The organism is Sinorhizobium sp. GQ132 (genome assembly GCF_059758575.1).
The window spans coordinates 119,526-139,953 of record NZ_JCAXDX010000010.1 but is presented as its reverse complement, the minus strand read 5'-3'; the positions used below and the strand labels follow the sequence as shown (position 1 = coordinate 139,953).

The window sequence follows — 20,428 nt, the reverse complement described above, 5'->3', positions numbered from 1 at the left end:
CTTACCGCATCTCATCCGGTGCAGAAGTGCCTGTGATCGACAGGCCCGACTTCAATACCGAGGCGACAGCATGCACCAGCCCGAGTCTGGCAATGCTTAATTCTCTATTCTTATCGTTAACAAAACGTAATTCCGGGTTTTCCTTACCTTTGTTCCAGTGTCCGTGGAAGACCGCGGCAAGATCATACAGGTAAAAAGCGATCCGGTGAGGCTCGTGCGAGAGTGCTGCCGCCTCCACCACGCGGGGATATTCTGCAAGCTTGGCGACGAGCTGCATTTCGGTGGGGTCGACAATCGCGCCGGCCGCGCCCGCGAGATCCACGGAAGACAGATCAAGATCAGGGAATGCTTCCGCAGCCTGGCGGAAAACGGATCGGCAGCGCGCGTGAGCGTATTGCACGTAGAAGACCGGGTTGTCCTTCGACTGTTCCGTCACCTTTGCGAAGTCGAAGTCGAGCGGCTCGGAGCTCTTGCGGTAAAGCATCATGAACCGCACGGGATCGCGCCCGACTTCGTCGACGACGTCGCGCAGGGTCACGAAATCGCCCGAACGCTTGGACATCTTCACGGGCTCGCCGTTGCGATAGAGCTTCACGAGTTGGCAGAGCAGCACCGTCAGCTTCGCCGATCCGCCGGAGATCGCACGCGCCAGTGCCTCCAGCCGCTTGACGTAGCCGCCATGGTCGGCGCCGAGCACATAGATCATCTCGTGGAAGCCACGATCGAACTTGTCCTTGAAGTAAGCAACATCGGCCGCGAAATAAGTATAGCTGCCATCGGACTTGATCAGCGGGCGATCGATGTCGTCGCCGACCTCGGTCGAGCGGAAGAGCGTCTGCTCCCTGTCTTCCCAGTCTTCCGGCAGCTGCCCCTTCGGCGGCGGCAGCGTGCCCTTGTAGACGTGGCCCTTGAAGGTCAAATCGTTAATGGCCGTGCGGATCCGCGCCGCACCGTTGTCGTGCAGGGCGCGCTCGGAAAAGAACACGTCATGGTTGACGTTGAGCGCCGCCAGATCCTCACGGATCATCGCCATCATCGCGTCGATGACACGCTCCTTGACGAGCGGCACCCATTTGTCCTCCGGCATGATCCTGAGGCTCGTGCCGTACTCGTCCGCGAGCGCCTCGCCCACCGGCACGAGATAGTCACCCGGGTAGAGCCCCGCCGGAATTTCGGCGATATCCTCGCCGAGCGCCTGGCGGTAGCGCAGGAATGCCGAGCGGGCGAGAACCTCGATCTGCGAGCCCGCGTCGTTGATGTAGTATTCCTTGGTCACGTCATAGCCCGCAAAGGCCAGCAGGTTGGCGAGCGCGTCACCGACGACCGCGCCGCGGCAATGGCCGACATGCATCGGCCCGGTCGGGTTTGCCGAGACATACTCCACGTTGATCTTGCGTCCGGCGCCGGACGTGCTGCGTCCGTAATCGACGCCGGCACGCGTGATGGCTGCCAGAAGCTTCTGCCAATAGGAAACGGACAGGCGGACATTGATGAAACCGGGACCGGCAACGGAAACGCCGGCAACCTCCGGATCCTGCCCGAGCTTTTCGACGATAAGGTCCGCAAGCGCGCGCGGGTTCATGCCAAGGGGCTTGGCGAGCACCATGGCGGCATTGGTCGCCACATCGCCGTGACTTGCATCACGCGGCGGCTCTACATTGATGCGCCCGAAGTCCAGCTCGGATCGCTTTTCACGAATGATCTCAATCGATTCCAGAATTCTGTTAATTCTTGCTTCGAAGTCTGTGAAAAGGTTCATCTAATCCGTCCGCTTTTTCCAGCCACACTGGAGAATGGCGCAAATTCAAAGGAGGCCGGGTCCATCGAGAACCTGCAGCCTCCACGCGGGGGCGTCACTAGCGCAAATCAGGCGTATGGTCAAACAAGCGCCTATGCACGCTTATCGCGAAAGTGTCGGTCATACCGGCGAGGTAATCGCCGACGTGGCGCGCCCGGGCCGGCACCGCCATACCGGCGATTTGGTCGATCCAGTAATGCTCCTTCATCAGCGACGGATCGTGCATGAAGGCCCGGTAGAGGTCCGTTACGATCGATGCCGCTCCCTGTCGTACCCGCATGACCTCCGGATGCCGATAGATGCGCGTCATCAGCAGATTCTTGATCTGGCGGTCCGTCTCGCTCATCTCATCCGAGAAGGTTGCCATTACCCTGCCCGCGCGTCGCACGTCTTTCGCGCTTTCCGGCCGGTCTTCACCGAGCCTTTTCTGCGCCACGGCGATGACGTCCTCCACCATGGCGGTGATCTGCCGCCGCATGATCTCATGCGTGAACCGGCTGCTTTCAAGGCCCGGATAGCGGTCGTGAACCTCGCGCATCAACCGGGCGAGAAACGGTATCTCTTCCAGCATTTCGAAAGTGAGATAGCCGGCACGCAGTCCGTCGTCGATATCGTGGGTATTATAGGCGATATCGTCGGCAATTGCCGCCACCTGCGCCTCGAGGCTCGCAAAGCTCGCAAGCTCGAGGTCGTGAAGCGCGCAGTAGTCGAGAATCGGCTGCGGAACGGGGCCGCGAAGGCCCTGCCCGTCTGCCGTCATCAGCGGGCCGTTGTGTTTGACGAGTCCTTCGAGACTCTCCCAGGTGAGATTGAGGCCGTCGAACTCCGCATAGCGCCGCTCCAGCTTGGTGACGATGCGCAGCGACTGGGCGTTGTGATCGAAGCCGCCATAGGGCTCCAGCACCTCGTGCAAAGCGTCCTCGCCGGTGTGCCCGAACGGCGTATGGCCGAAATCATGGACGAGCGCCACCCCTTCGGCGAGATCCTCGTCCAGTTTCAAGGCCCTGGCGAGGGCGCGAGCGATCTGGGCGACTTCGATCGTATGCGTGAGCCGCGTGCGGTAATGGTCTCCGTCGGCGGCAATGAAGACCTGCGTCTTGTGCTTCAGCCGCCGGAAGGCCGTGGTATGAACGATGCGGTCGCGGTCGCGTTGGAAATCGGAACGCGTAGGGCTCGATGCCTCGGGATAAAGTCTGCCGCGGGAAGCCCAGGGGTTCGATGCATAAGCTGCGTGTTCACCGTAACCGAAACCAAGGGCCTGCCTGTCGACTGTCATTTCACACCTGCGCGCGTCATCCCATTGACGGGACATTCAAGCCTTCATACCTATAGAAAGCGCTACAGGAAAGCGACGCCGGCCGGCGACTCCGTCCCCTCGGGGCGGAACAGCGGCTTGCGGCAGCCTGAAGATCGCCTGTCACGGCATGCGATTATAGCGTCAGAGCGAAGACGAATCTCTCCGGTTCTTGACCCCGGCAGGAGGCAAATAAGATGCAGGAAACAGTTACGCTTTCGGATGCGGCGGCCAGACGCATTGCCGCAATTCTCCAGGCGGAGAAGGACAAGAGCGCGATGCGCGTCTCCGTCGAAGGCGGCGGGTGCTCGGGCTTCTCCTACAAGTTCGATTTGGTGGACGCGGCAAATGCCGACGATCTCATCCTCGAAAAGGACGACGCCAAGGTCCTGATCGACAGCCTGTCGCTGGTCTATATGGGCGGCTCGGAGATCGATTTCGTCGACAATCTTCTCGGACAGTCGTTCCAGATCAACAATCCGAACGCGGTCGCAAGCTGCGGGTGCGGAACGAGCTTTTCGATCTGACGCCTCGCGCCACATCGTGATCGGTTCCAGGACGTTGGAGCGAGATGCGGGCCGAAAACCGCGCACGCTTTTCCTCATCCAGCACTAAAGATAGGGCGATCCGAGCCAGAGCAATCGGTTTGCCAGCCGGTTTACGAGCGGCTGCGCGCGGAGCCCCGCAAGGGTCACTTCATCCGCGGTCGCGCGTATGGCGCAGACCTTTTCGCCGATTGCGCGTGCGAAAGCTTCGTCGAGTATTTCGAGGTCGAACTCGAAATTGAGGCGCAGGGAGCGAGGATCGAGATTGGTCGATCCGACATAGACCCAGCGATCGTCGATGACCATCAGCTTGGAATGATTGAAGGCGCCCTTTGCCCGCCAGACGCGGCAGTGACCTTTCAGCACCTGGTCGAACTGTGCCGTCATCGCGCGGTCGACGAGCGTCAAATTGTTGACGGAGGGCACGACGATGTCGACCTCGACACCCTTCCTCGCCGCCGTCACGAGCGCGCTGATCAATTCCTTGTCGGGCAGGAAATAGGGCGACATCAACCGGATATGTTTTCGCGCCATCGAAAAGGCGCCCATAAGCATCTTGTGATTCGTCTCGTTGGTGTTGTCAGGACCTGAGGGAACGGCCCGCATCAGCACCGATCGCTCGTCCGGCTCCGCGGGAAGGTCGGCGAGCCGCCAGCCGTCGCCTGTCAGCACCTCCTCGCTGGAGAACTGCCAATCTTCCGCAGCAACCTGAAAGATATCGGCGACAACGGGTCCCGTAACGCGGAAATGCGTGTCGAAAGAAGCAGCCTTTCCTGCGATTTCAGCGGCAAAGCCCGCGCGGATGTTCATGCCGCCGGCGAAAGCGACCGTACCGTCGACAACCATGATCTTGCGGTGTGTCCTGAGATTGGCATAGGGCAGCCGCAGTCCCATGATGATATTGCCGTTGAAGACGGCGGTCGGCACGCCTCTTTCCTTCAGATAGCCCACAATGGACGGCACGGAATAGCGCGCACCCACGGCATCGATCAGGACGCGTACGGCGACGCCGCGTTTCACTGCGGCGATCAGGGCATTTGCGAAACGCATGCCGATGGGATCGCGGTCGAAGATATAGCTCTCGATGAGAATGCTGCGACGGGCGGAAGCGATCTCGTCGAGCATCGCCGCATAGACCGCGTCGCCGCCCTCGAGCATGGTGATGTGGTTTCCCGCCGACATCGTGAAGCGCGCAACGCGGTCTCCAAGCATCTTCATTGCCGCGAAGCGCTGCCCGAAACGGGCCACCACCTGATCATGCGTGACATCGAAGCGCCCGAACGGGTCCCGCTCGGTCGAGCGCAGCAGCGAACGCTGCAGGCCGATAGACGAGCGGCGCATCCGATTGATGCCGGCGACCGCGTAGATGACCGCCCCGATGACCGGTGAGAGCAGCACAACCCCGACCCAGCCGGCGGCCGCACGCACATCGTCTTTCGTCATTGCCGCATGGATGATTGCCGGGACGCCGAGGACGACCGAAAGCAGCGCCAGAAAATGCGGCCAGTAACTCTCTATGAACGCGATCATGCGCGGGACTATAGACGGACGCGGAGCGGAATCAATTCGGCTACTTAAGGGTGAATCCTAACGTGGGGAAGAAGCGGATGATGGGCCGGACCGGCGGCGGCCCGATCCCGAACCCAAATGACGGATCCCGGATTTGTCAAAAGAATTTCCAGCCGCTAGAACGAATCGACCGAACGGACTCAAATGTCGTGAGAGGCAAGGCTGCCCAATGAAGATTGCCACATGGAACATCAACGGCGTCAAAGCGCGTCTCGACGGCCTCGTTGCCTGGCTTAGGGAGTCGAACCCCGACATCGCCTGTCTGCAGGAGATCAAATCCGTCGACGAAACATTTCCGAGAAGCGAGATCGAGGCGCTCGGCTATCATGTGGAGACGCATGGACAGAAAGGCTTCAATGGCGTTGCCCTGCTCTCCAAGACAAGACCGGACGAGATCAATCGCGGATTGCCGGGAGACCCTGCCGACGAACAGTCGCGTTTCATCGAAGGCGTATTCTCCGTCAATGGCGGAGCGCTTCGGGTCTGCTGCCTCTATCTGCCGAACGGAAATCCGGTAGAGACGGAAAAATACCCTTATAAGCTCGCATGGATGCGGCGTCTGGCCGCCTTCGCGGAACAGAGGCTCGTGCTGGAGGAACCGCTCATCCTGGCCGGCGATTACAACGTCATCCCGGAGGCGCATGACTGCTGGGACGTCAAGGTCTGGCGGAACGACGCTCTCTACCTGCCGGAGACTCGTGCCGCCTTTCGGCGGCTGCGCAACCTCGGCTTCACCGACGCGGTGCGCGCGACCTCCGACGAGGCGCCGCTCTATTCGTTCTGGGATTATCAGGCCGGCTGCTGGCAGAAGAATTTCGGCATCCGCATCGATCATCTGATGCTGTCGCCGGAGGCGGCCGACAAGCTCGTGTCGACCTCTATCGAAAAACACGTCCGCGCCTGGGAAAAGCCGTCCGACCATGTGCCCGTAACGGCTGAATTCGCGTTCGAGACGACCTGAGGCGAGGCGACCTTTCCTGCCCTGCGGCCGCCATCCTCGGGTCAGGCCGCACAGGACCTCAATCGTCGTCGTTCTGCAGATGCATGTTCTGGGACATGGTTATCGCCACCCGGCGATCGTCTTCGGTGGCGAGCGAGAACGCCTGTTCCTGCATCGCCTGGAGCCAGGGCCGGTCCTTGGGAGAACATTGGCCGAGCGCCGCCGTCATGTATGCGAGACCGCGAGCGGTCTGACCTTCCTGGAAAATAACGTTGCCGAAAACGCCCATGGCGCCGGCATGACCATTCTTGCGCGCCCGGTTCAGCCATTTCTTGGCCTGCTGGACATTGACGCTTCCGCCCTCGCCCGAAAGCAACATGCGCGCGAGCTGGAATTGTGCTTCCGCCACGCCGAAGGTGGAGGCCGCCTGGAAATACAACTGCCTGGCCTGCGACAGGTCGGACCTTACCGGGGTGTCGGGAATGCCGCGCCGGTAGTAGCCGGCAAGCGAAATCAATGCATTGACGAAGTAGCCGGTATCTTCCGAGCCGGGCTCGACACCCTGTTGCGCGATTTCGCTGTAGATCTTGAACGCCTCGAGATCGTTCTCCGCGACACCATCGCCATAGGCATACATATTGGCGAGCGCCCAGCGAGAGCCCGTGTGCCCCTTTTCGGCAGCATATCGATAGGCCTCGACCGCTTCGTCTTTCCGGCCGCTCTTATAGGCGGAAAAACCGAACTTGAAGAGCGCGAAGGGGCCCGACTCCTTGGTCACGCCGGCTCCGGGATCGAAAGCCCGTGCTGGCCCGGCCGCGGTTGCGCCAACCGCCAGCGACATGCCAAGCACCGCAACCCTAAGCGACTTCAATTCACCCGCGCGCATAACAATCAGTTTCTTTCGTTCGAGCCGGCCACGCCGACCCCATCACCGTCGCGAAGATGCTGCACATACTGGCTCCTGCGCCCACCGGTGCTCCGGCTGCGCGCCTGAGGCCAATTGCTACGGGATGTCATGACGGCACACAAACTCACTTCACCTCAACGCGGGCATGGAACTCGACTAGCCTTCGTCCCTATATCGCTGCTCTCATTTTGTGGCGGGAAATGGACATAATCGACCCGGCCCGGATAGTAGCAAACCGTAGCAGGAAATGTGTTGCTGAATCGTCACATTCACAACCGCTTATAAGCGTGGTTACCAGACATAAAAAAGGCCCGGCGGAGACCGGGCCTCGAGCAGTGGATTTTAGGAGATCAGAACCTGACCTTCAGCGATGTCGAGATCGCACCGACGAAGTCATTATCGAAGTCGTAGGTAACCTCGTTGCCGATCGGCTGTCCTTCGAAATCAACCGGACCGGAACTACCGCTGGTGAGGATACCGACACTACCGGCGAGGCGGAGCTCGACATTTTCTGTGGGCGTATAGGAGACGCCCGTGCCGAGCAGCCAAGTGTCGGTCTGGCTTCCGTAGCCGTGGCTGGTACCGCGATCCCAGGTCAGACTGACCGCCCCGCTCCATTGGTCAGTGAACTTGTGGCCGATACCACCCGAAATGGTCCAACCGTCGCGATAAAGGAGGTCCAGCGTGGTAGGCAGTCTGCCTGGAGCTGGCTCGTCAGGCGTAAATCTCAACACTTGTAGTTGGCTCCAATCGGTCCATTTGACCGAACCGAAAGCGAGCCACCCAGGGGCAATACCTGACTGCACCTTGAGCTCCAGCGAATCCGGCATCGAAGCTGAACCGGAAACATCGTACTTGGTGCCCAATACCCCACCGGGGAATGCAAACTGCCTCAAGTCGATGAAACCAGATAAGTTATCAAGATCGACCTTGCTGTTGTAAACGAGGCTGGCCCGCATTGCGTACTCTGGAATCTCGTAGGCGACACCGGCGCGCCAACCCCAGCCATCACCCTCAAGCTCAAGTCGACCAACGCCTGTGAGTGACAAAGGCAAAAATGCGATTGGCGGCGCAACGAGCCTGTCTTTGAAGCCACTTACTTCCTGGTAGAAACCGCCACCAATGATGCGAACGACACCCGGACCCATCTCCCACTTATAGGAGCACGTAGCCGCATAGTTGTCGCTTTCGACCTTCGTCTCGATATTGTCGTTCGCTCCCATCCAGTTCTTGCCTGGGTTGGTGTGGGCGCCCCAAGGCTGGGAGTAGTCCGCCATACAGTCAATACTGTCACCCAGACCAGCCTTCACACCAATACGGGGCGCCCAATAACTTTCCGTATCCCGAACGCTTGTGCTTCCCCCACCGATCCCGTTTGAGCCAATCCCGTTCGCGGGATTGATGTCGGTAACATTCTTCAACTCACGTTGCGGATTGACGTAGGTCGCCGTCGCTTCGGCCGCATAGTCCGACGGGTCGAACAAGAGATCGATATTATAGCCGCTGCGCTCGAGCCCTCCCGCCTGCGCAGCCGAGGCCACGAGCACTCCGGCCACCGCAGCCAGAACACCCTGCTTCAATCCAATTCGAGCCATCAAGCTCCTCCCCTGCATTCCAATTCTGCGGCCATCCGCCTCGAGGCCGCGCTTGAGGGAAGTATCCTCACGATTGCGTGAAATGGCAAACTGGAAGCCCCGGAGCCTACCGGGCGAGACGGGTCATGGGATTTACGTAAGAATTCCCACTTCTCGCCACAATTCAAGCGCTTAGAGAATTCTTTTCCAGTGTGATCGCGGTTGTGGTCGCGAAACGGAATTAAATTCTACCAAATCGTGGTGTGTGACGCTGGAACAACATCATGGCTTTTTACACGACAGCCTTGCGAGGCACCATTGAAACGCCGGCAGCTAAAACCCATGCGTGCATTGTCGATCGCCCCCACCTGCGTTGCCGCCGAGCCAGACCAGGAAACCGATTCGCCGCATGGGGTCAGAAATTGCAAAATCCGCGGCATTGCTGCCGCGGATCGTGTCTGCCTTCGAGTTTGTCTCGCAGATAAAAAGCTAACCGGCTTCCGTAACGCGGGACAAAGCAACGCCGAGCGAGTCTCTTTGCAGGTCGAGTTCGACCAGCCGCTCGCGCTCGGCCTCGACCAGTTCAGGCTTGGCATTGGCGACGAATTTTTCGTTGCCGAGCTTGCCGAGGATCCGTTGCCGCTCGACGTCGACCTTTGCGATGGCCTTTTCCAGACGCAACTTTTCGGCCGCGAGATCGATGAGACTGCCGAGCGGAAGGCAAGCCGTCGCTTCGCCGACCACGATCTGAGCGCTGCCGCGGGGCGCCACTGACGCGTGCTCGATATTCTCCACTCTCGCCAGACGCTTGATCGCAGAGGCGTGCCGGTCGAGCCGCTCGCTAGTCAGCGCCTTCGCCCCGACGATGACCAGTGGTGCCATCGCCGCCGGAGGGACATTCATTTCGGCACGAACCGAACGAATGCCGGTGACGAGATCGATCAGCCAGTTGATTTCGTCTGCAGCCGCGTCATCCGCATAGAAGGCGGCCGGCCATTCGGCATGGCAAAGGAGCGTCGTACGCTCTCGCCCGGGGCCGGTCGTCTTTTCCCAAAGCTCTTCCGTCATGAAGGGCATGAACGGATGCAGCAGCTTGTAGATCTCATCCAGGACATAGGCCGTGCAGGCCTGGGACTCGCGCTTGGCCGCTTCATCGTCGCCATTGAAGACAGGCTTCAGGAGTTCGAGATACCAGTCGCAGAACTGGTTCCAGACGAAGCGGTAAAGGGTTCCCGCCGCCTCGTTGAAGCGGTAATCCTCGATCGCCTCGCTCACGTCGCGGATGGTGCGCGACAATTCCGTCAGGATCCAGCGGTTGATCGTCAGCGACGCCGCCTCGGGGATAAAGCCGTCGCTGCTTACTGCTCCGTTCATCTCGGCAAAGCGGGTCGCATTCCACAGCTTGGTTCCGAAGTTGCGGTAGCCTGCTATCCGGGCCGGGTCGAGCTTCACGTCGCGCCCCTGAGCCGCCATGATCGCCAGCGTGAAGCGCAGTGCATCGGCGCCGTATTCGTCTATGAGCTCCAGCGGGTCGATGACGTTGCCCTTGGACTTCGACATCTTCTGCCCGTTCTTGTCACGAACGAGCGCATGAACATACACCGTGTGGAAAGGCTCGACGGGTGTGCCGTCCGCATCCTTCATGAAATGAAGGCCCATCATCATCATCCGGGCGACCCAGAAGAAGATGATGTCGAAGCCGGTTACCAGCACATCGGTCTGATAATATTTGTCGAGCTCCGGCGTCTCCTGCGGCCAACCGAGCGTCGAGAAGGGCCAGAGCGCCGAGGAGAACCAGGTGTCGAGGACATCCTCATCGCGCGTCAGTATCTCACCCGGCTTGAAGTTTTCCAGCAGGTCTTCGACATAGGCCTTCATCGGTCCTTCATGGGCAATGTAATGCTGAATCGCCGCGTGCAGCGCTTCCTCCTCGTTTCGTTCAACGAAGATCTGCCCATCGGGACCGTACCAGGCGGGGATCTGATGGCCCCACCAGAGCTGGCGCGAAATGCACCAGGGTTGGATGTTCTCCATCCATTCGAAATAGGTCTTTTCCCAGTTCTTCGGGACGAAATTCGTCCTGCCTTCCTTGACCGCCGCAATCGCCGGCTTCGCCAAGGTCTTGGCGTCGACATACCATTGCTCGGTCAGGCGCGGCTCGATCGGCACGCCGCCGCGGTCGCCATGGGGCACCATGTGCTTGTGGGGCGCGATGTGATCGACGAGCCCGGCCTCTTCAAGCATCTCGACGATAAGCTTGCGCGCTTCGAAGCGATCCTTGCCCTCGAGTTGATCCCAGGCGCCGTGCAGCGCCGCCGGGTGGTCGAGCCCCTCGAGGAAATCCTCGTTGTTCTTGATCGTTATCCGGCCGTCTGCCGTGAGAACGTTGACCTGCCGCAGTCCCCTGCGTTTTCCGACGTCGAAATCGTTGAAGTCGTGCGCAGGCGTCATCTTCACCGCGCCGGTGCCGGTCGTCGGATCCGGATACTCGTCGGCCACGATCGGAAGGCGGCGGCCGACGATCGGCAGAATGACGTGCTTGCCCACGATGCCCTTGTAGCGGGCGTCATCGGGGTGCACGGCGACGCCGGTGTCGCCGAGCATGGTTTCCGGACGCGTGGTCGCGACGACAAGATAGTCGCGCGTCTCCCATTCCGTCGCATTGCCTTCCTCATCGAAGGCGACAGGATGCTGATAGGTCACGCCCTCTTCGAGCGGGTAGCGCAGATGCCAGAGATGGCCGTTGACCTCGACCGGCTCCACCTCGATGTCGGAGATCGCGGTTTGCAGCTTCGGGTCCCAGTTGACCAGCCGGGTGTCGCGATAGATGAGGCCTTCCTTGTAAAGGCTGACGAAGACCTCGATGACCGCCTCGGACAGCCCCTCGTCCATCGTGAAGCGCTCGCGCGACCAGTCGCATGAGGCGCCGAGCCGCTTCAATTGATTGAAAATCAGGCCTCCGGACTCGGCTTTCCACTCCCAGACTTTCTCTATAAAGGCCTCACGGCCCATATCGCGGCGGTTCGGAAGCTGACGTTCCATGAGTTGGCGCTCGACGACCATCTGGGTCGCGATACCTGCATGGTCCATACCCGGCTGCCAGAGCACATCCTTGCCGCGCATGCGCTCGAAGCGGACCATGATGTCCTGCAGCGTGTTGTTGAGCGCATGGCCCATATGGAGCGACCCCGTCACGTTCGGCGGGGGGATCACGATCGTGAAGGTCTCCGCGTCCGGCTGCGCGTTGACACCGGCGCGAAAGGCATCCGCTTCGTCCCAGGCCTTGGCGATCTTCGGTTCTACCGCTGCGGAATCGTAGGTTTTATCAAGCATTCTTTGGCCGATTTCTGGAGATTGATGTCAGCGTTTGTAAACCGGAAGGCCCGGGGCAAGTCAACCTGAACGGGGAAAAAGCCGCAGCCATCGTGCATGCGGCTTCCATCTTAGATTACTTTCGGGAAAAGTGTGTAACGCTTTTCTGTCCGGAAATGCGCAGGTTCGAATGCGCTACTGGCAAAAGAGCGCAGCGATTTTCCTGGAATCGTCCACGGGCGGCAGACGCAAGTCGGGCACCTCTACCGTTTACGTCAGCGCCGGGGCCCGCGTGCCACGCGTTCGATTTCCTCGCGCACCAGTCTTTCGACCAATGTCGGCAAGTTGTCGTCCAGCCATTCCTGCAACATCGGACGCAGCATCGCCTCGGCGATCTCGTCGAAGGAGCGCCGGGGTCCGTTCTCGACGGCATGTGCCAATTCGTCGAAAGCGCGCGCAACCTGGCGGCTGACAGCCGGGGAAACGATCGTTCCAGGCGTGCCTTCCGGCTCCGTTGCCTCGTCCGAGGCCGCCGATACATCCCCGGCCACGGGAGCCGACCCGGCGTCCGCTGCCGCACTCGCCGGAATGGCCGAAGAGGGAAACGCAGCGATGCGGGACATCATCGCCGGACTATCCGCTGGCGACCGCGCCTCCTCGCCTCCTGCTTGATCCCGCGGAACCGTATGCACCGCCTGCCGCTCCGAAGCCGCCCTCACCCTTGCCGCGACATCGGCAAGCGAAAGCGGCGCAGACGACGGTACCGGCGCGTCGGTACGGTTATCGACCGCGGATGGTGACGTCCTGACCGAGGAAAATTGGTCGTCGGCGGATCCGAACGCATCCGCTTCGATCTCCGGATCCATCGACAGTTCGACATCGTCGCCGGCGTCGTCCTCGAAGCTCTGCCGCGCGGAGGTTCCGGCCGGACCAGGCTCGTTACTCTCGATGATCTTGCGAATGGATGCCAGAATCTCATCCATCGAAGGTTCACGTGCGACGTTGAGCTGCGCCATTTCAATCCCCGTTTGCTGCGGACGAACACGGAAAAAAGCCCTCCGTGTGCCGATTCGAACAAACCTTAAGTGAGTTCGCCGACGAAACAAACGCCGCGAATCAGCTCGGTAAATTCTTGCACAGATTTGTTTTTTTCGGCAGGGGCAATGGCACTTGCGCTCTAAAGCCTGGTGAGATTCGGGCCACCCGCCGCCGCTTGTTTGATTTCCTCATTCCTGTGCGCATCACAGGGATGAGAGCAGCGCCGCGTCTGCGGCGCGGAAGAGCCTTTCCAGCCCAAGGACTTGGTCTGGCTGGATTCCTGTGACAAGCACAGGAATGAGGGACCGGGGATGTGCGGCTACTACGACATTCGCCTGCGAATATGCGAGGGATGGTCAACCTGTGACGCAATGAAACGCTCCGAGGGGTCGCACCCTCTCTACCCTCATCCCTGTGCTCGTCACAGGGATCCAGCAGCGCCGCGTCTGCGGCGCGGGAAGGGTCTTTCAGCCCAAGGACTTGGTCTGGCTGGATTTCTGTGACAGGCACGGGAATGAGGAAATCAAACAGCCGCAGCGGGTAGCCCGAAGTTCAACGGGCCTTGGCGCAAAACGCCGCGGCCCTCGGGGACGCGGCGTTTCGTGTCGAATTGGCTAAGGGCCGTCTAGCGCCCGTCGACGGTGCGCAGGCCGAACCATTTGTCCTTGACGGCCTCGTAATGTTCCTCGGCCCGATATTCGGCCACCTGCAGGCCCTGGCTCCTGACTGTCAGGTGGCCCATTGCGGCGAGCAAGGCATAGCTTGCAACCACCGCATCGCGTTGCGCGCCCGCCAGCGACTCCTGCGCGTCCAGCACGTCCTGCTGCGCGTCGAGCACGTCCAGCGTGGTGCGCTGACCGACCTTGCGCTCTTCGATCACGCCTTCGAGCGCGAGGTTCGCTGCGGAGATCTGCGACCGGCTGGCCTTGATTCGTGCAAGTGCCGATTCGAGCTGCGCATGCGCCGATACGACTGTCTGCTGCACCGAGGCCCGCTCGGAGTCGACGAGGATCCGCTGCTGCCCCAGAATTTCCTTGGCCTGGCGAATCTGGCCGTATTCCGCACCGCCCTGATAGATCGGAACTTCGAGCCGAGCCGTGACGCTCGCCGTCGTGTCATCAAGCCCTTGACCGGCATTACCGGTGTTGCGGCTCACGGCACCCTGGAGAACGACGCCCGGCAGCATCGTGCCTTCCGCCGATTTCACCTGGTAACCGGCCGAATCGACGGCATATTGCGCCGCCAGGATTCGCGGGTTCTCCCGCAGCCCCGTCGCCACGGCCTGATCGAGGGACCTCGGCATGGCCTTCGTGGCAGGTCCAGGCTGTCTGATGCCGGTCGGCGCTGCTCCGACGATCTGCACATAGACCGCTTCGCTCTGTTTCAGCTGCGCGATTGCAGCAACGAGCAGCGACTGGGCGTTGGCGAGTTCGGCTTCCGCCTGGCTCACATCCGTCCGCGTGCCTTCGCCCACATCGAGGCGGGCCTGTGCGGCGCTCAACTGCTCCCGAAGGAAGGCGAGGTTCTGACGGCGAATGGAAACGACCTGCTGATCGCGGGCTATGTTCGCATAGGATTGCGCGGCCGAAAGAAGAATCTGGATCTCATTGGCCTTCAGCGTCTCGCGGCTCGAAAACACCTCCGCTTCGGCCGCCCTGACATTGTTCAATGTCTGAAATCCATCGAAGATCGTCTGCGTGATGGAAATCCCGACCTGTCCGGCATGAAAGTCGCGGGTGCCGGTCCGTTCGGCGTCGACCCGTGAGAGCGTCCCGGTCGCCGACGCGGAAATCTGCGGCCGGTAGCCGGCCTTCGCAATCGGAACCCCCTCATCGGTCGCGCGCAGTCCGGCGCGAGCGGCGTTGAGATCCGGGTTGTTCGCATAGGCCTTGGCCATCGCCCCGAAAATCGTCTCCGCGAGAACGGCGTGGGGCGCGAGCAGCACACTGGTCGAGACAGCCGCCCACAAGGCTGCTTTGCGGACAATCGACACCATCTTCCCTCCGATCAATCGGGGCAGCGTCGCCACCCCGCATTTTTCAGCAGGCCCTTGGCGGCCTGCACAAACACTGCAGTGAAGCCCCGCGCCACCCATGGCGGGCAAATCACCGCTTCCAGGCTCTTTTGAACTCCGGATTCGGGTCTACGACAACTGCGCACCGACCCTCTGCACGGCCATTTCAAAAAGAAACAAATAATACGTTGCCGATTGGCAACATTGCAGTTTTCGCTTCAACACTCATATGTTGAGCTACCTCAATAAGAGGCACATCAAAAAACAAAAGAACGGTCGCGGCGGAAGCCGGGAAGCGGCTTCACGGCGGTGTTGAAGTCAGCTCGCTCCGACGTCATGCCCGATTCGCGCACGTAAAGTTTCGCACGAGATGCGTTACCAAAACCTTCCACGACCACGAGCCGGCCGCCGTCGCGAAGCTGCTCGAACAACTCGGCAGGGATCATCTCGACGGCACCGTTGATGAAGATGACGTCATAGGGCGCCTCCGCCGCATACCCCTTGGTGAGATCGCCGCTCACCACGGCAATATTGTCGTAGCCGAGGCGTGCCAGCGTCTCCGTGGCCGTGGCGGCCAGGGCTTCGTCGCTCTCCAGCGCCACGACGGAACCGGCGAGAAGCGAGAGCAAGGCAGAGGCGTAACCTGTCCCGCAGCCGATTTCGAGGACCAGATCCGAGTTGGAGATCTCCGCGAGCTGGAGGAGTTTCGCCAGCGGCGACGGCTCCATCAGGTAACGCGGCTGAGGACCGCCGACGAGCTCGATATCGGTGTCGATATAGGCCAGCTCCCGCATCTTGGCAGGCACGAACTCCTCACGCGGGACCGACAGGAAAGCAGACAGGACTGAATGGGAGGTCACATCCGTGGTCCGGATCTGATTGTCCACCATCTTGATGCGGGCTGCTTCGAAATTCATGATATTGCCTCGTGTCGGAATGGGCGCGGCGCCGGGAAGATCGTGCGTTCGGCGGCCGCCAGCCCGTTGCCTGAAGCGCGAAGCGCCGTATTGATGCGTCGCGCCTCAGGTTGTTGTCTCTGTGCCTGTCGTCGGTCCGAAACCGCTCCGCGCTTTCGGACACATTCATAAAGCTCATAGATCGCCGCACGGCCGGTTTCAAGCGACTGCGTCTCCGTGCACGCAAAAAGGCACCGCCAGCCCACATCGGAGCTGGCGGCCGGGCCATGAGGACCCTGCCGAGACGAGGGATGCGGACGGAAAACCGCTAGCGGGCGGGAGCGGCCTCCAGGCCGACGAGTGCGATCTTGCCGTAGCCGGCATTCTGAATGAGGTTCATGACCGTCATCAGTTCGCCGTAGTCGACCAGGCGATCGGCGCGCAGAAGCACGCGCGTATCCGTGTTGCCGCCGGTTATCCGGTTCAACTCGGAAACGAAGGCTTCGCGAGGCGCCTCTTCATTGCCGATGGCAAGCGTGAGGTCGGCTTTCAACGTCACGAAGACCGGCTTGTCGTCGCGCGGCGTCGGCTTTGCGACGGATTGCGGCAGGTCGACCTTCATGTCGACCGTCGCGAGCGGCGCAGCCACCATGAAGATGATGAGCAGCACGAGCATGACGTCGATGAAGGGGGTGACGTTGATCTCGCTGTTCTCGTCGAGATCGCCGCCGCTCTCGGAAATTCTTCCAGCCATTTTCGCTTATCCGATTCTGGCGATCGAGTCGGGGCCGTGAACGAAGCCGTCCTGGCGGCGCGGCGGCGCTCTGCGGGCGTGGCGATGATCGAGATCGCGGCTTACGAGTCTTTCGACGGCCGCCGCCGCATCTGCCAGGATGAGCTTGTACCCCCCGACAGACCGGGCAAAATAGTTGTAGATCACCACCGCCGGTATTGCCGCGACGAGGCCGATCGCAGTCGCCAGCAGCGCCTCGGCGATGCCCGGCGCAACGATGGCGAGGTTGGTCGTCTGCGCCTTGCTGATGCCGATGAAGGAATTCATGATTCCCCAGACGGTACCGAAGAGGCCGACGAATGGACCGACGGACCCGATGGACGCCAGGATCCCGGTACCGGAGCTCATCCTCTTGCCGGCGCGAACTTCGATACGCGTGAGCAGAGAGGAAACGCGTTCCTTGACACCTACTGCCGGCGCGAGGTCCAAAACGGCGTCCGAGCGTGTCATTTCGTCGACCGCTGCGGCAATCATCTCCCCAGCAACGCCAGCGCGGCGCTCGAGCTTTGGCTGCACGTCGGCGAGACCGTTCGCGGAAACGAGGGCCGCCACGGCGCGCTTGAGGCGCGACTTGGCATATATGAGCTCCAGCGTCTTCACGAGGAAGATCGCCCAGGTGGCGACGGAGGCGAGCGCCAGAGCGACCATCACCGCCTTTACGACGATGTCGGCAGCGAGAAACATGCCGACCGGCGAAAGATCATGCGGAAGCATGGGATTTGCTTCCCCCGCCGTTGCGTCGCCCATCGTTGCCTCGGCCGGCGCCGGTGGCGCGCCCGGATCATCGCCGCCGGGAACGTCTGTCGCCGGCGGCTGCGCGTCGACCGAAACGGACGAGGGCTGTTGTGCGGTCTGCGCGAGGCCGGTCGCGACCGGGCCGGCAAGGAAAACAGTCAGCGTTGCCGCCAGCAACATGTTCAATTTCGGCCGGATCCGATCAGACATCTCGTTCCTCGTTTTTCCGTATTCGCCCGAGCGTCACGGGCCTGCAATCGATTTCAACAATCAGGTGGGCGCGGGATGCAAACCGCAGCCGCTCGCGCCCGCCCCTGTCGGTGAAGCGCTTTCGCAACGCTCTTTACGACAAACAATGGCGGGATGACAAGATTGTGGAGTACGATAATCAAGAATATCACGACAGATGGGCGATGAGGAACGCGCGGTCGTCAGGGCGGTGAACCCTGCGGCAAAAAACTGCCCGTCCGCCAGTCGTAGCGGCGATGACGCTGCCAGGGGCGCTCGGTGGAGGAGAACGACGTGACGACGCGCATGCGTGGCGGCACGCCCGGTCGTTCCTGCTGCTCGGCATGGATCTCGACCGCACCCGTCCGCCGCAGCGTTTCGGCGCTTATGACCAGCGATCCGCCGGACGGGCAGGCTGCATACGGCCGGCGGCTGGCGACGACGACCAGATCGGCGCGACCGCACAGGTATGAGAGCGATTCGGCCTTTTCGATAACAGCCACTGTCCATCCCTCGCGGCTGCGCCCGGCGCACCCTATTCCCTTTCTGCAGGCGAAGACGCCGGGTTGGGCCGAAGTCAGGAAGGCTGCTGTCTCGACGGCGGTGTCCGGCTCCGCCTGAAGGTCGAGCGGTGCCTTATGTTCAGCGATCGCAAGTGCGCGCTGCCATTGCGAGAAGATGAACTCCGGCGGACGGCTCCGATTGGTCGCGATTGCATCCGCGGCGATCAGGCCGACCAATTGCGCATCCTCCGATATCGCGATCGATGGGCGCTCTTTCCGCGGCTCGAGCGCGATCGCCCATATACCCAGAGAGATCAGCCCCGCGCCGACGAGCGCCAGCCGCGTTCTCAGAACGCAGACCAGGATGCCGCCGAATGCGATAAGGAAGAATGGCGTGTCGCCCATGCGGCCGGTCATCCACTCCCCGTCGAGCGATGCGACATATCTCGCGACGGCCAACATCCAGTCCAGCCCGTGCCCCATGACCACGAGGGGATAATATTCGAGCCCGAAGGGCATAAGCAGCATCGCGAACAGCGCGAAAGGCATGATCAGCACGCTGATCAGAGGCGTCGTGAGAACGTTTGCGGCCAGCCCGTAACCGGGGAGCCGGTTGAAATGGGCAGCCGCGTAAACCGCCGTCGCCAGGCCGCCGATGACGGAGGTGGCGACAGTACCGATGGCGAGGCCGGACACGACCCCCACGCTCCCCCGCTTCTTCGAGGTTTCGGTATCCTTTCTCCTGTGGTCGCGCCAGCGGGAATAGCCCGCAACGAGGGCCAGCGTCGCCGCAAAGGACATTTGGAACCCGGGTCCGGCTACCGCCGACGGTGTCCAGGCAAGGATGATGAGTGCGGCAAGCGCCACGTTGCGCAGGCTGATCGAGACGCGGTCGAAGAACAATGCGACCAGCATGATCGAGATCATGATCCAGGATCTGAGCGCTGAGACCGCACCTCCGGAAATGAGAATATAGAAGAACACCATGAGAAGAGCGCCGACGGCAGCGATCTTCTTGACGGAAGCTCTTTCCGCCAACCCCGGAACGAAGCTCAACAGAGTCCGGGCGCCAATGAGAAACGTGCCCGCCGCCAACACCATGTTGAGTCCCGAGATCGCCAGGACATGCGACAGGCCCGCGGCGCGCAGCATCTCGACGGCCTCGCGGCTGATCGCGCGCTCCTCGCCGGTCACGAGCGCCGCAGCGATCGCACCGGTATCCCCGCCGATCGCTGTCCGGATGCGGTTGCCGATCGCCTCGCGGATCAGTGCCAGATATGCGGCCGCTTTCGCCGGCAGCGAGGCTTCGGACCGATCCGTGACAGCGCCGGCATCCACCGGCGCTCGCGGGGCGCCATAGAAGTACCCGACCGCGCCTACGCCTTTGAAGTAGGAGCCGAACGCGAAGTCGTTGAGACCCGGGAGAGCCGGCCCGGAGGGCGGCGACAAACGCGCCTTGCCTTCGATGATAGCTCCGACCGGAAACGGTTCGTGGCGACTCCGCGCCAGCAGCGTCGCCCTTTCCGGCGCCCGGCGCAGCCGCGGGCCGGATGTTTCTTGTATGCGAACGAGATAACGCCAGCGTCCCCTGTCGTCGGGATCCCGGGTGAGGACCGTTCCGCGAACGGTCGTCGTCACGGGAGTGTCGAGAATGATCGTATCGAGCCTCGCTGTTTCGACCGCGGCAAGCAGCATGCCCGCCGTAAAGAGAGCGGGCGCGATCAACAGCGGCCGCCAGCTTCGCAGGTCTCCCCGGCAAAGCACCGCAGATATGCCGAAAATGCAAAGCAGCGCTGCAAGTTTGGCAATTCCGACGGATTCGGGCACTGCGAGCCATGCAAGCGAGCCAAGCGCAAGCATGACCGGGATCAGGACGAAGCCGTGGCCGTATTCCTGCTCTTCCGCAACTGCAGCACCTATGCCGAGGGAAACCGCCGTGGCCGCCGAGCGTATCCGACGGCGAATGTTTGCCGCATGCCAGCCCGCAGGCGCCCGGCGGCCGGAGCCGATGGCGGGCAAATCGCCGGTGAGAACCCGCGTCCCCTCGCTCCGGGGCCACGCACTGCGCTCCCCATCGCGCACGACCGCTCGTGCCCCGCTCTCCCCCATTTCGCTCCGCCCGCGCCTGTTTTCTCGATCCTGCACCAACCACGCAATCTTGCAACTCGAAGGCTGATGCTCAAAAAAGAGGCAGACTAGATAGAATGGTACCGCATTATCAGCTTAGCGATCATTGATCTCTTCGAACGAATTGCCGTACCATGCGTTTGTTGCATTGCCAT

Annotated in this window: 14 protein-coding genes; 2 read left to right on the top strand and 12 right to left on the bottom strand. The window is 61.4% G+C overall.

What is annotated here, in order from left to right; genetic code table 11:
- Position 1: 1 nt before the first annotated feature.
- Positions 2–1,759 carry an arginine--tRNA ligase gene (gene argS, locus AC6CIG_RS23080; protein WP_018097736.1) on the bottom strand — a complete coding sequence of 586 codons (1,758 nt, stop codon included), beginning with the start codon at positions 1,757–1,759 and terminating at the stop codon, positions 2–4.
- 97 nt (positions 1,760–1,856) lie between these two features.
- Entirely contained in the window at positions 1,857–3,074 is a 1,218-nt protein-coding gene (locus AC6CIG_RS23075; RefSeq protein ID WP_018097737.1) for a deoxyguanosinetriphosphate triphosphohydrolase, read from the bottom strand.
- A 215-nt stretch (positions 3,075–3,289) separates the two neighbouring features.
- Between AC6CIG_RS23075 and erpA the strand changes: the two genes are divergently transcribed.
- Complete coding sequence (gene erpA / locus AC6CIG_RS23070) at positions 3,290–3,619, top strand: iron-sulfur cluster insertion protein ErpA (RefSeq protein ID WP_018097738.1); 330 nt, start codon at positions 3,290–3,292, stop codon at positions 3,617–3,619.
- Positions 3,620–3,703: 84 nt separating this feature from the next.
- Here the strand turns inward: erpA and AC6CIG_RS23065 are convergent, their stop codons facing one another.
- On the bottom strand, positions 3,704–5,167 hold the full coding sequence (locus AC6CIG_RS23065) for a phospholipase D-like domain-containing protein (RefSeq protein ID WP_437407764.1): 1,464 nt from the start codon (positions 5,165–5,167) through the stop codon (positions 3,704–3,706).
- Between the two features lie 208 nt (positions 5,168–5,375).
- On the opposite strand from AC6CIG_RS23065, the gene xth reads away from it, so the two are divergent.
- A complete protein-coding gene (xth, locus tag AC6CIG_RS23060; RefSeq protein WP_127712575.1) occupies positions 5,376–6,167 on the top strand; it encodes an exodeoxyribonuclease III in 792 nt (263 codons plus the stop codon).
- Positions 6,168–6,225: 58 nt separating this feature from the next.
- Here xth and exoR read toward each other — a convergent pair whose 3' ends face one another.
- The 9 genes from exoR to AC6CIG_RS23015 form a co-directional block, all read right to left on the bottom strand.
- Positions 6,226–7,032, bottom strand: coding sequence for a two-component system ChvIG regulator ExoR (exoR, locus tag AC6CIG_RS23055; RefSeq protein WP_003534542.1), 807 nt, complete (start codon positions 7,030–7,032; stop codon positions 6,226–6,228).
- A 371-nt stretch (positions 7,033–7,403) separates the two neighbouring features.
- Positions 7,404–8,648 (bottom strand): OmpP1/FadL family transporter, encoded by a 1,245-nt coding sequence (locus AC6CIG_RS23050; RefSeq protein ID WP_437407765.1) that lies wholly within the window; start codon positions 8,646–8,648, stop codon positions 7,404–7,406.
- 468 nt (positions 8,649–9,116) lie between these two features.
- The gene (locus AC6CIG_RS23045; RefSeq protein WP_437412243.1) at positions 9,117–11,960 is read right to left on the bottom strand and encodes a valine--tRNA ligase; all 2,844 of its coding nucleotides are present in this window, start codon (positions 11,958–11,960) and stop codon (positions 9,117–9,119) included.
- A 254-nt stretch (positions 11,961–12,214) separates the two neighbouring features.
- The gene (locus AC6CIG_RS23040; protein WP_437407767.1) at positions 12,215–12,955 is read right to left on the bottom strand and encodes a PopZ family protein; all 741 of its coding nucleotides are present in this window, start codon (positions 12,953–12,955) and stop codon (positions 12,215–12,217) included.
- 647 nt (positions 12,956–13,602) lie between these two features.
- On the bottom strand, positions 13,603–14,973 hold the full coding sequence (gene tolC, locus AC6CIG_RS23035; protein ID WP_437407768.1) for an outer membrane channel protein TolC: 1,371 nt from the start codon (positions 14,971–14,973) through the stop codon (positions 13,603–13,605).
- 275 nt (positions 14,974–15,248) lie between these two features.
- Positions 15,249–15,908: a protein-L-isoaspartate O-methyltransferase family protein gene (locus AC6CIG_RS23030; protein WP_018097746.1), complete on the bottom strand. Its 660-nt coding sequence runs from the start codon at positions 15,906–15,908 to the stop codon at positions 15,249–15,251.
- Between the two features lie 307 nt (positions 15,909–16,215).
- Positions 16,216–16,641, bottom strand: a complete 426-nt coding sequence (gene exbD / locus AC6CIG_RS23025; protein ID WP_018097747.1) for a TonB system transport protein ExbD — start codon at positions 16,639–16,641, stop codon at positions 16,216–16,218.
- 6 nt (positions 16,642–16,647) lie between these two features.
- Positions 16,648–17,625, bottom strand: a complete 978-nt coding sequence (gene exbB / locus AC6CIG_RS23020; protein ID WP_437407769.1) for a tonB-system energizer ExbB — start codon at positions 17,623–17,625, stop codon at positions 16,648–16,650.
- Between the two features lie 221 nt (positions 17,626–17,846).
- A complete protein-coding gene (locus tag AC6CIG_RS23015; RefSeq protein ID WP_437412517.1) occupies positions 17,847–20,255 on the bottom strand; it encodes a ComEC/Rec2 family competence protein in 2,409 nt (802 codons plus the stop codon).
- Positions 20,256–20,428 lie beyond the last annotated feature (173 nt).

Excerpts from the sequence above, each read along its gene's own strand:
- tolC (WP_437407768.1), bottom strand. The coding sequence starts at position 14,973 with ATGGTGTCGATTGTCCGCAAAGCAGCCTTGTGGGCGGCTGTCTCGACC.
- exoR (WP_003534542.1), bottom strand. The coding sequence starts at position 7,032 with ATGCGCGCGGGTGAATTGAAGTCGCTTAGGGTTGCGGTGCTTGGCATG.
- AC6CIG_RS23045 (WP_437412243.1), bottom strand. The coding sequence starts at position 11,960 with ATGCTTGATAAAACCTACGATTCCGCAGCGGTAGAACCGAAGATCGCC.
- exbB (WP_437407769.1), bottom strand. The coding sequence starts at position 17,625 with ATGTCTGATCGGATCCGGCCGAAATTGAACATGTTGCTGGCGGCAACG.
- AC6CIG_RS23040 (WP_437407767.1), bottom strand. The coding sequence starts at position 12,955 with ATGGCGCAGCTCAACGTCGCACGTGAACCTTCGATGGATGAGATTCTG.
- AC6CIG_RS23030 (WP_018097746.1), bottom strand. The coding sequence starts at position 15,908 with ATGAATTTCGAAGCAGCCCGCATCAAGATGGTGGACAATCAGATCCGG.
- xth (WP_127712575.1), top strand. The coding sequence starts at position 5,376 with ATGAAGATTGCCACATGGAACATCAACGGCGTCAAAGCGCGTCTCGAC.
- erpA (WP_018097738.1), top strand. The coding sequence starts at position 3,290 with ATGCAGGAAACAGTTACGCTTTCGGATGCGGCGGCCAGACGCATTGCC.
- exbD (WP_018097747.1), bottom strand. The coding sequence starts at position 16,641 with ATGGCTGGAAGAATTTCCGAGAGCGGCGGCGATCTCGACGAGAACAGC.
- argS (WP_018097736.1), bottom strand. The coding sequence starts at position 1,759 with ATGAACCTTTTCACAGACTTCGAAGCAAGAATTAACAGAATTCTGGAA.
- AC6CIG_RS23065 (WP_437407764.1), bottom strand. The coding sequence starts at position 5,167 with ATGATCGCGTTCATAGAGAGTTACTGGCCGCATTTTCTGGCGCTGCTT.
- AC6CIG_RS23075 (WP_018097737.1), bottom strand. The coding sequence starts at position 3,074 with ATGACAGTCGACAGGCAGGCCCTTGGTTTCGGTTACGGTGAACACGCA.
- AC6CIG_RS23050 (WP_437407765.1), bottom strand. The coding sequence starts at position 8,648 with ATGGCTCGAATTGGATTGAAGCAGGGTGTTCTGGCTGCGGTGGCCGGA.
- AC6CIG_RS23015 (WP_437412517.1), bottom strand. The coding sequence starts at position 20,255 with ATGGGGGAGAGCGGGGCACGAGCGGTCGTGCGCGATGGGGAGCGCAGT.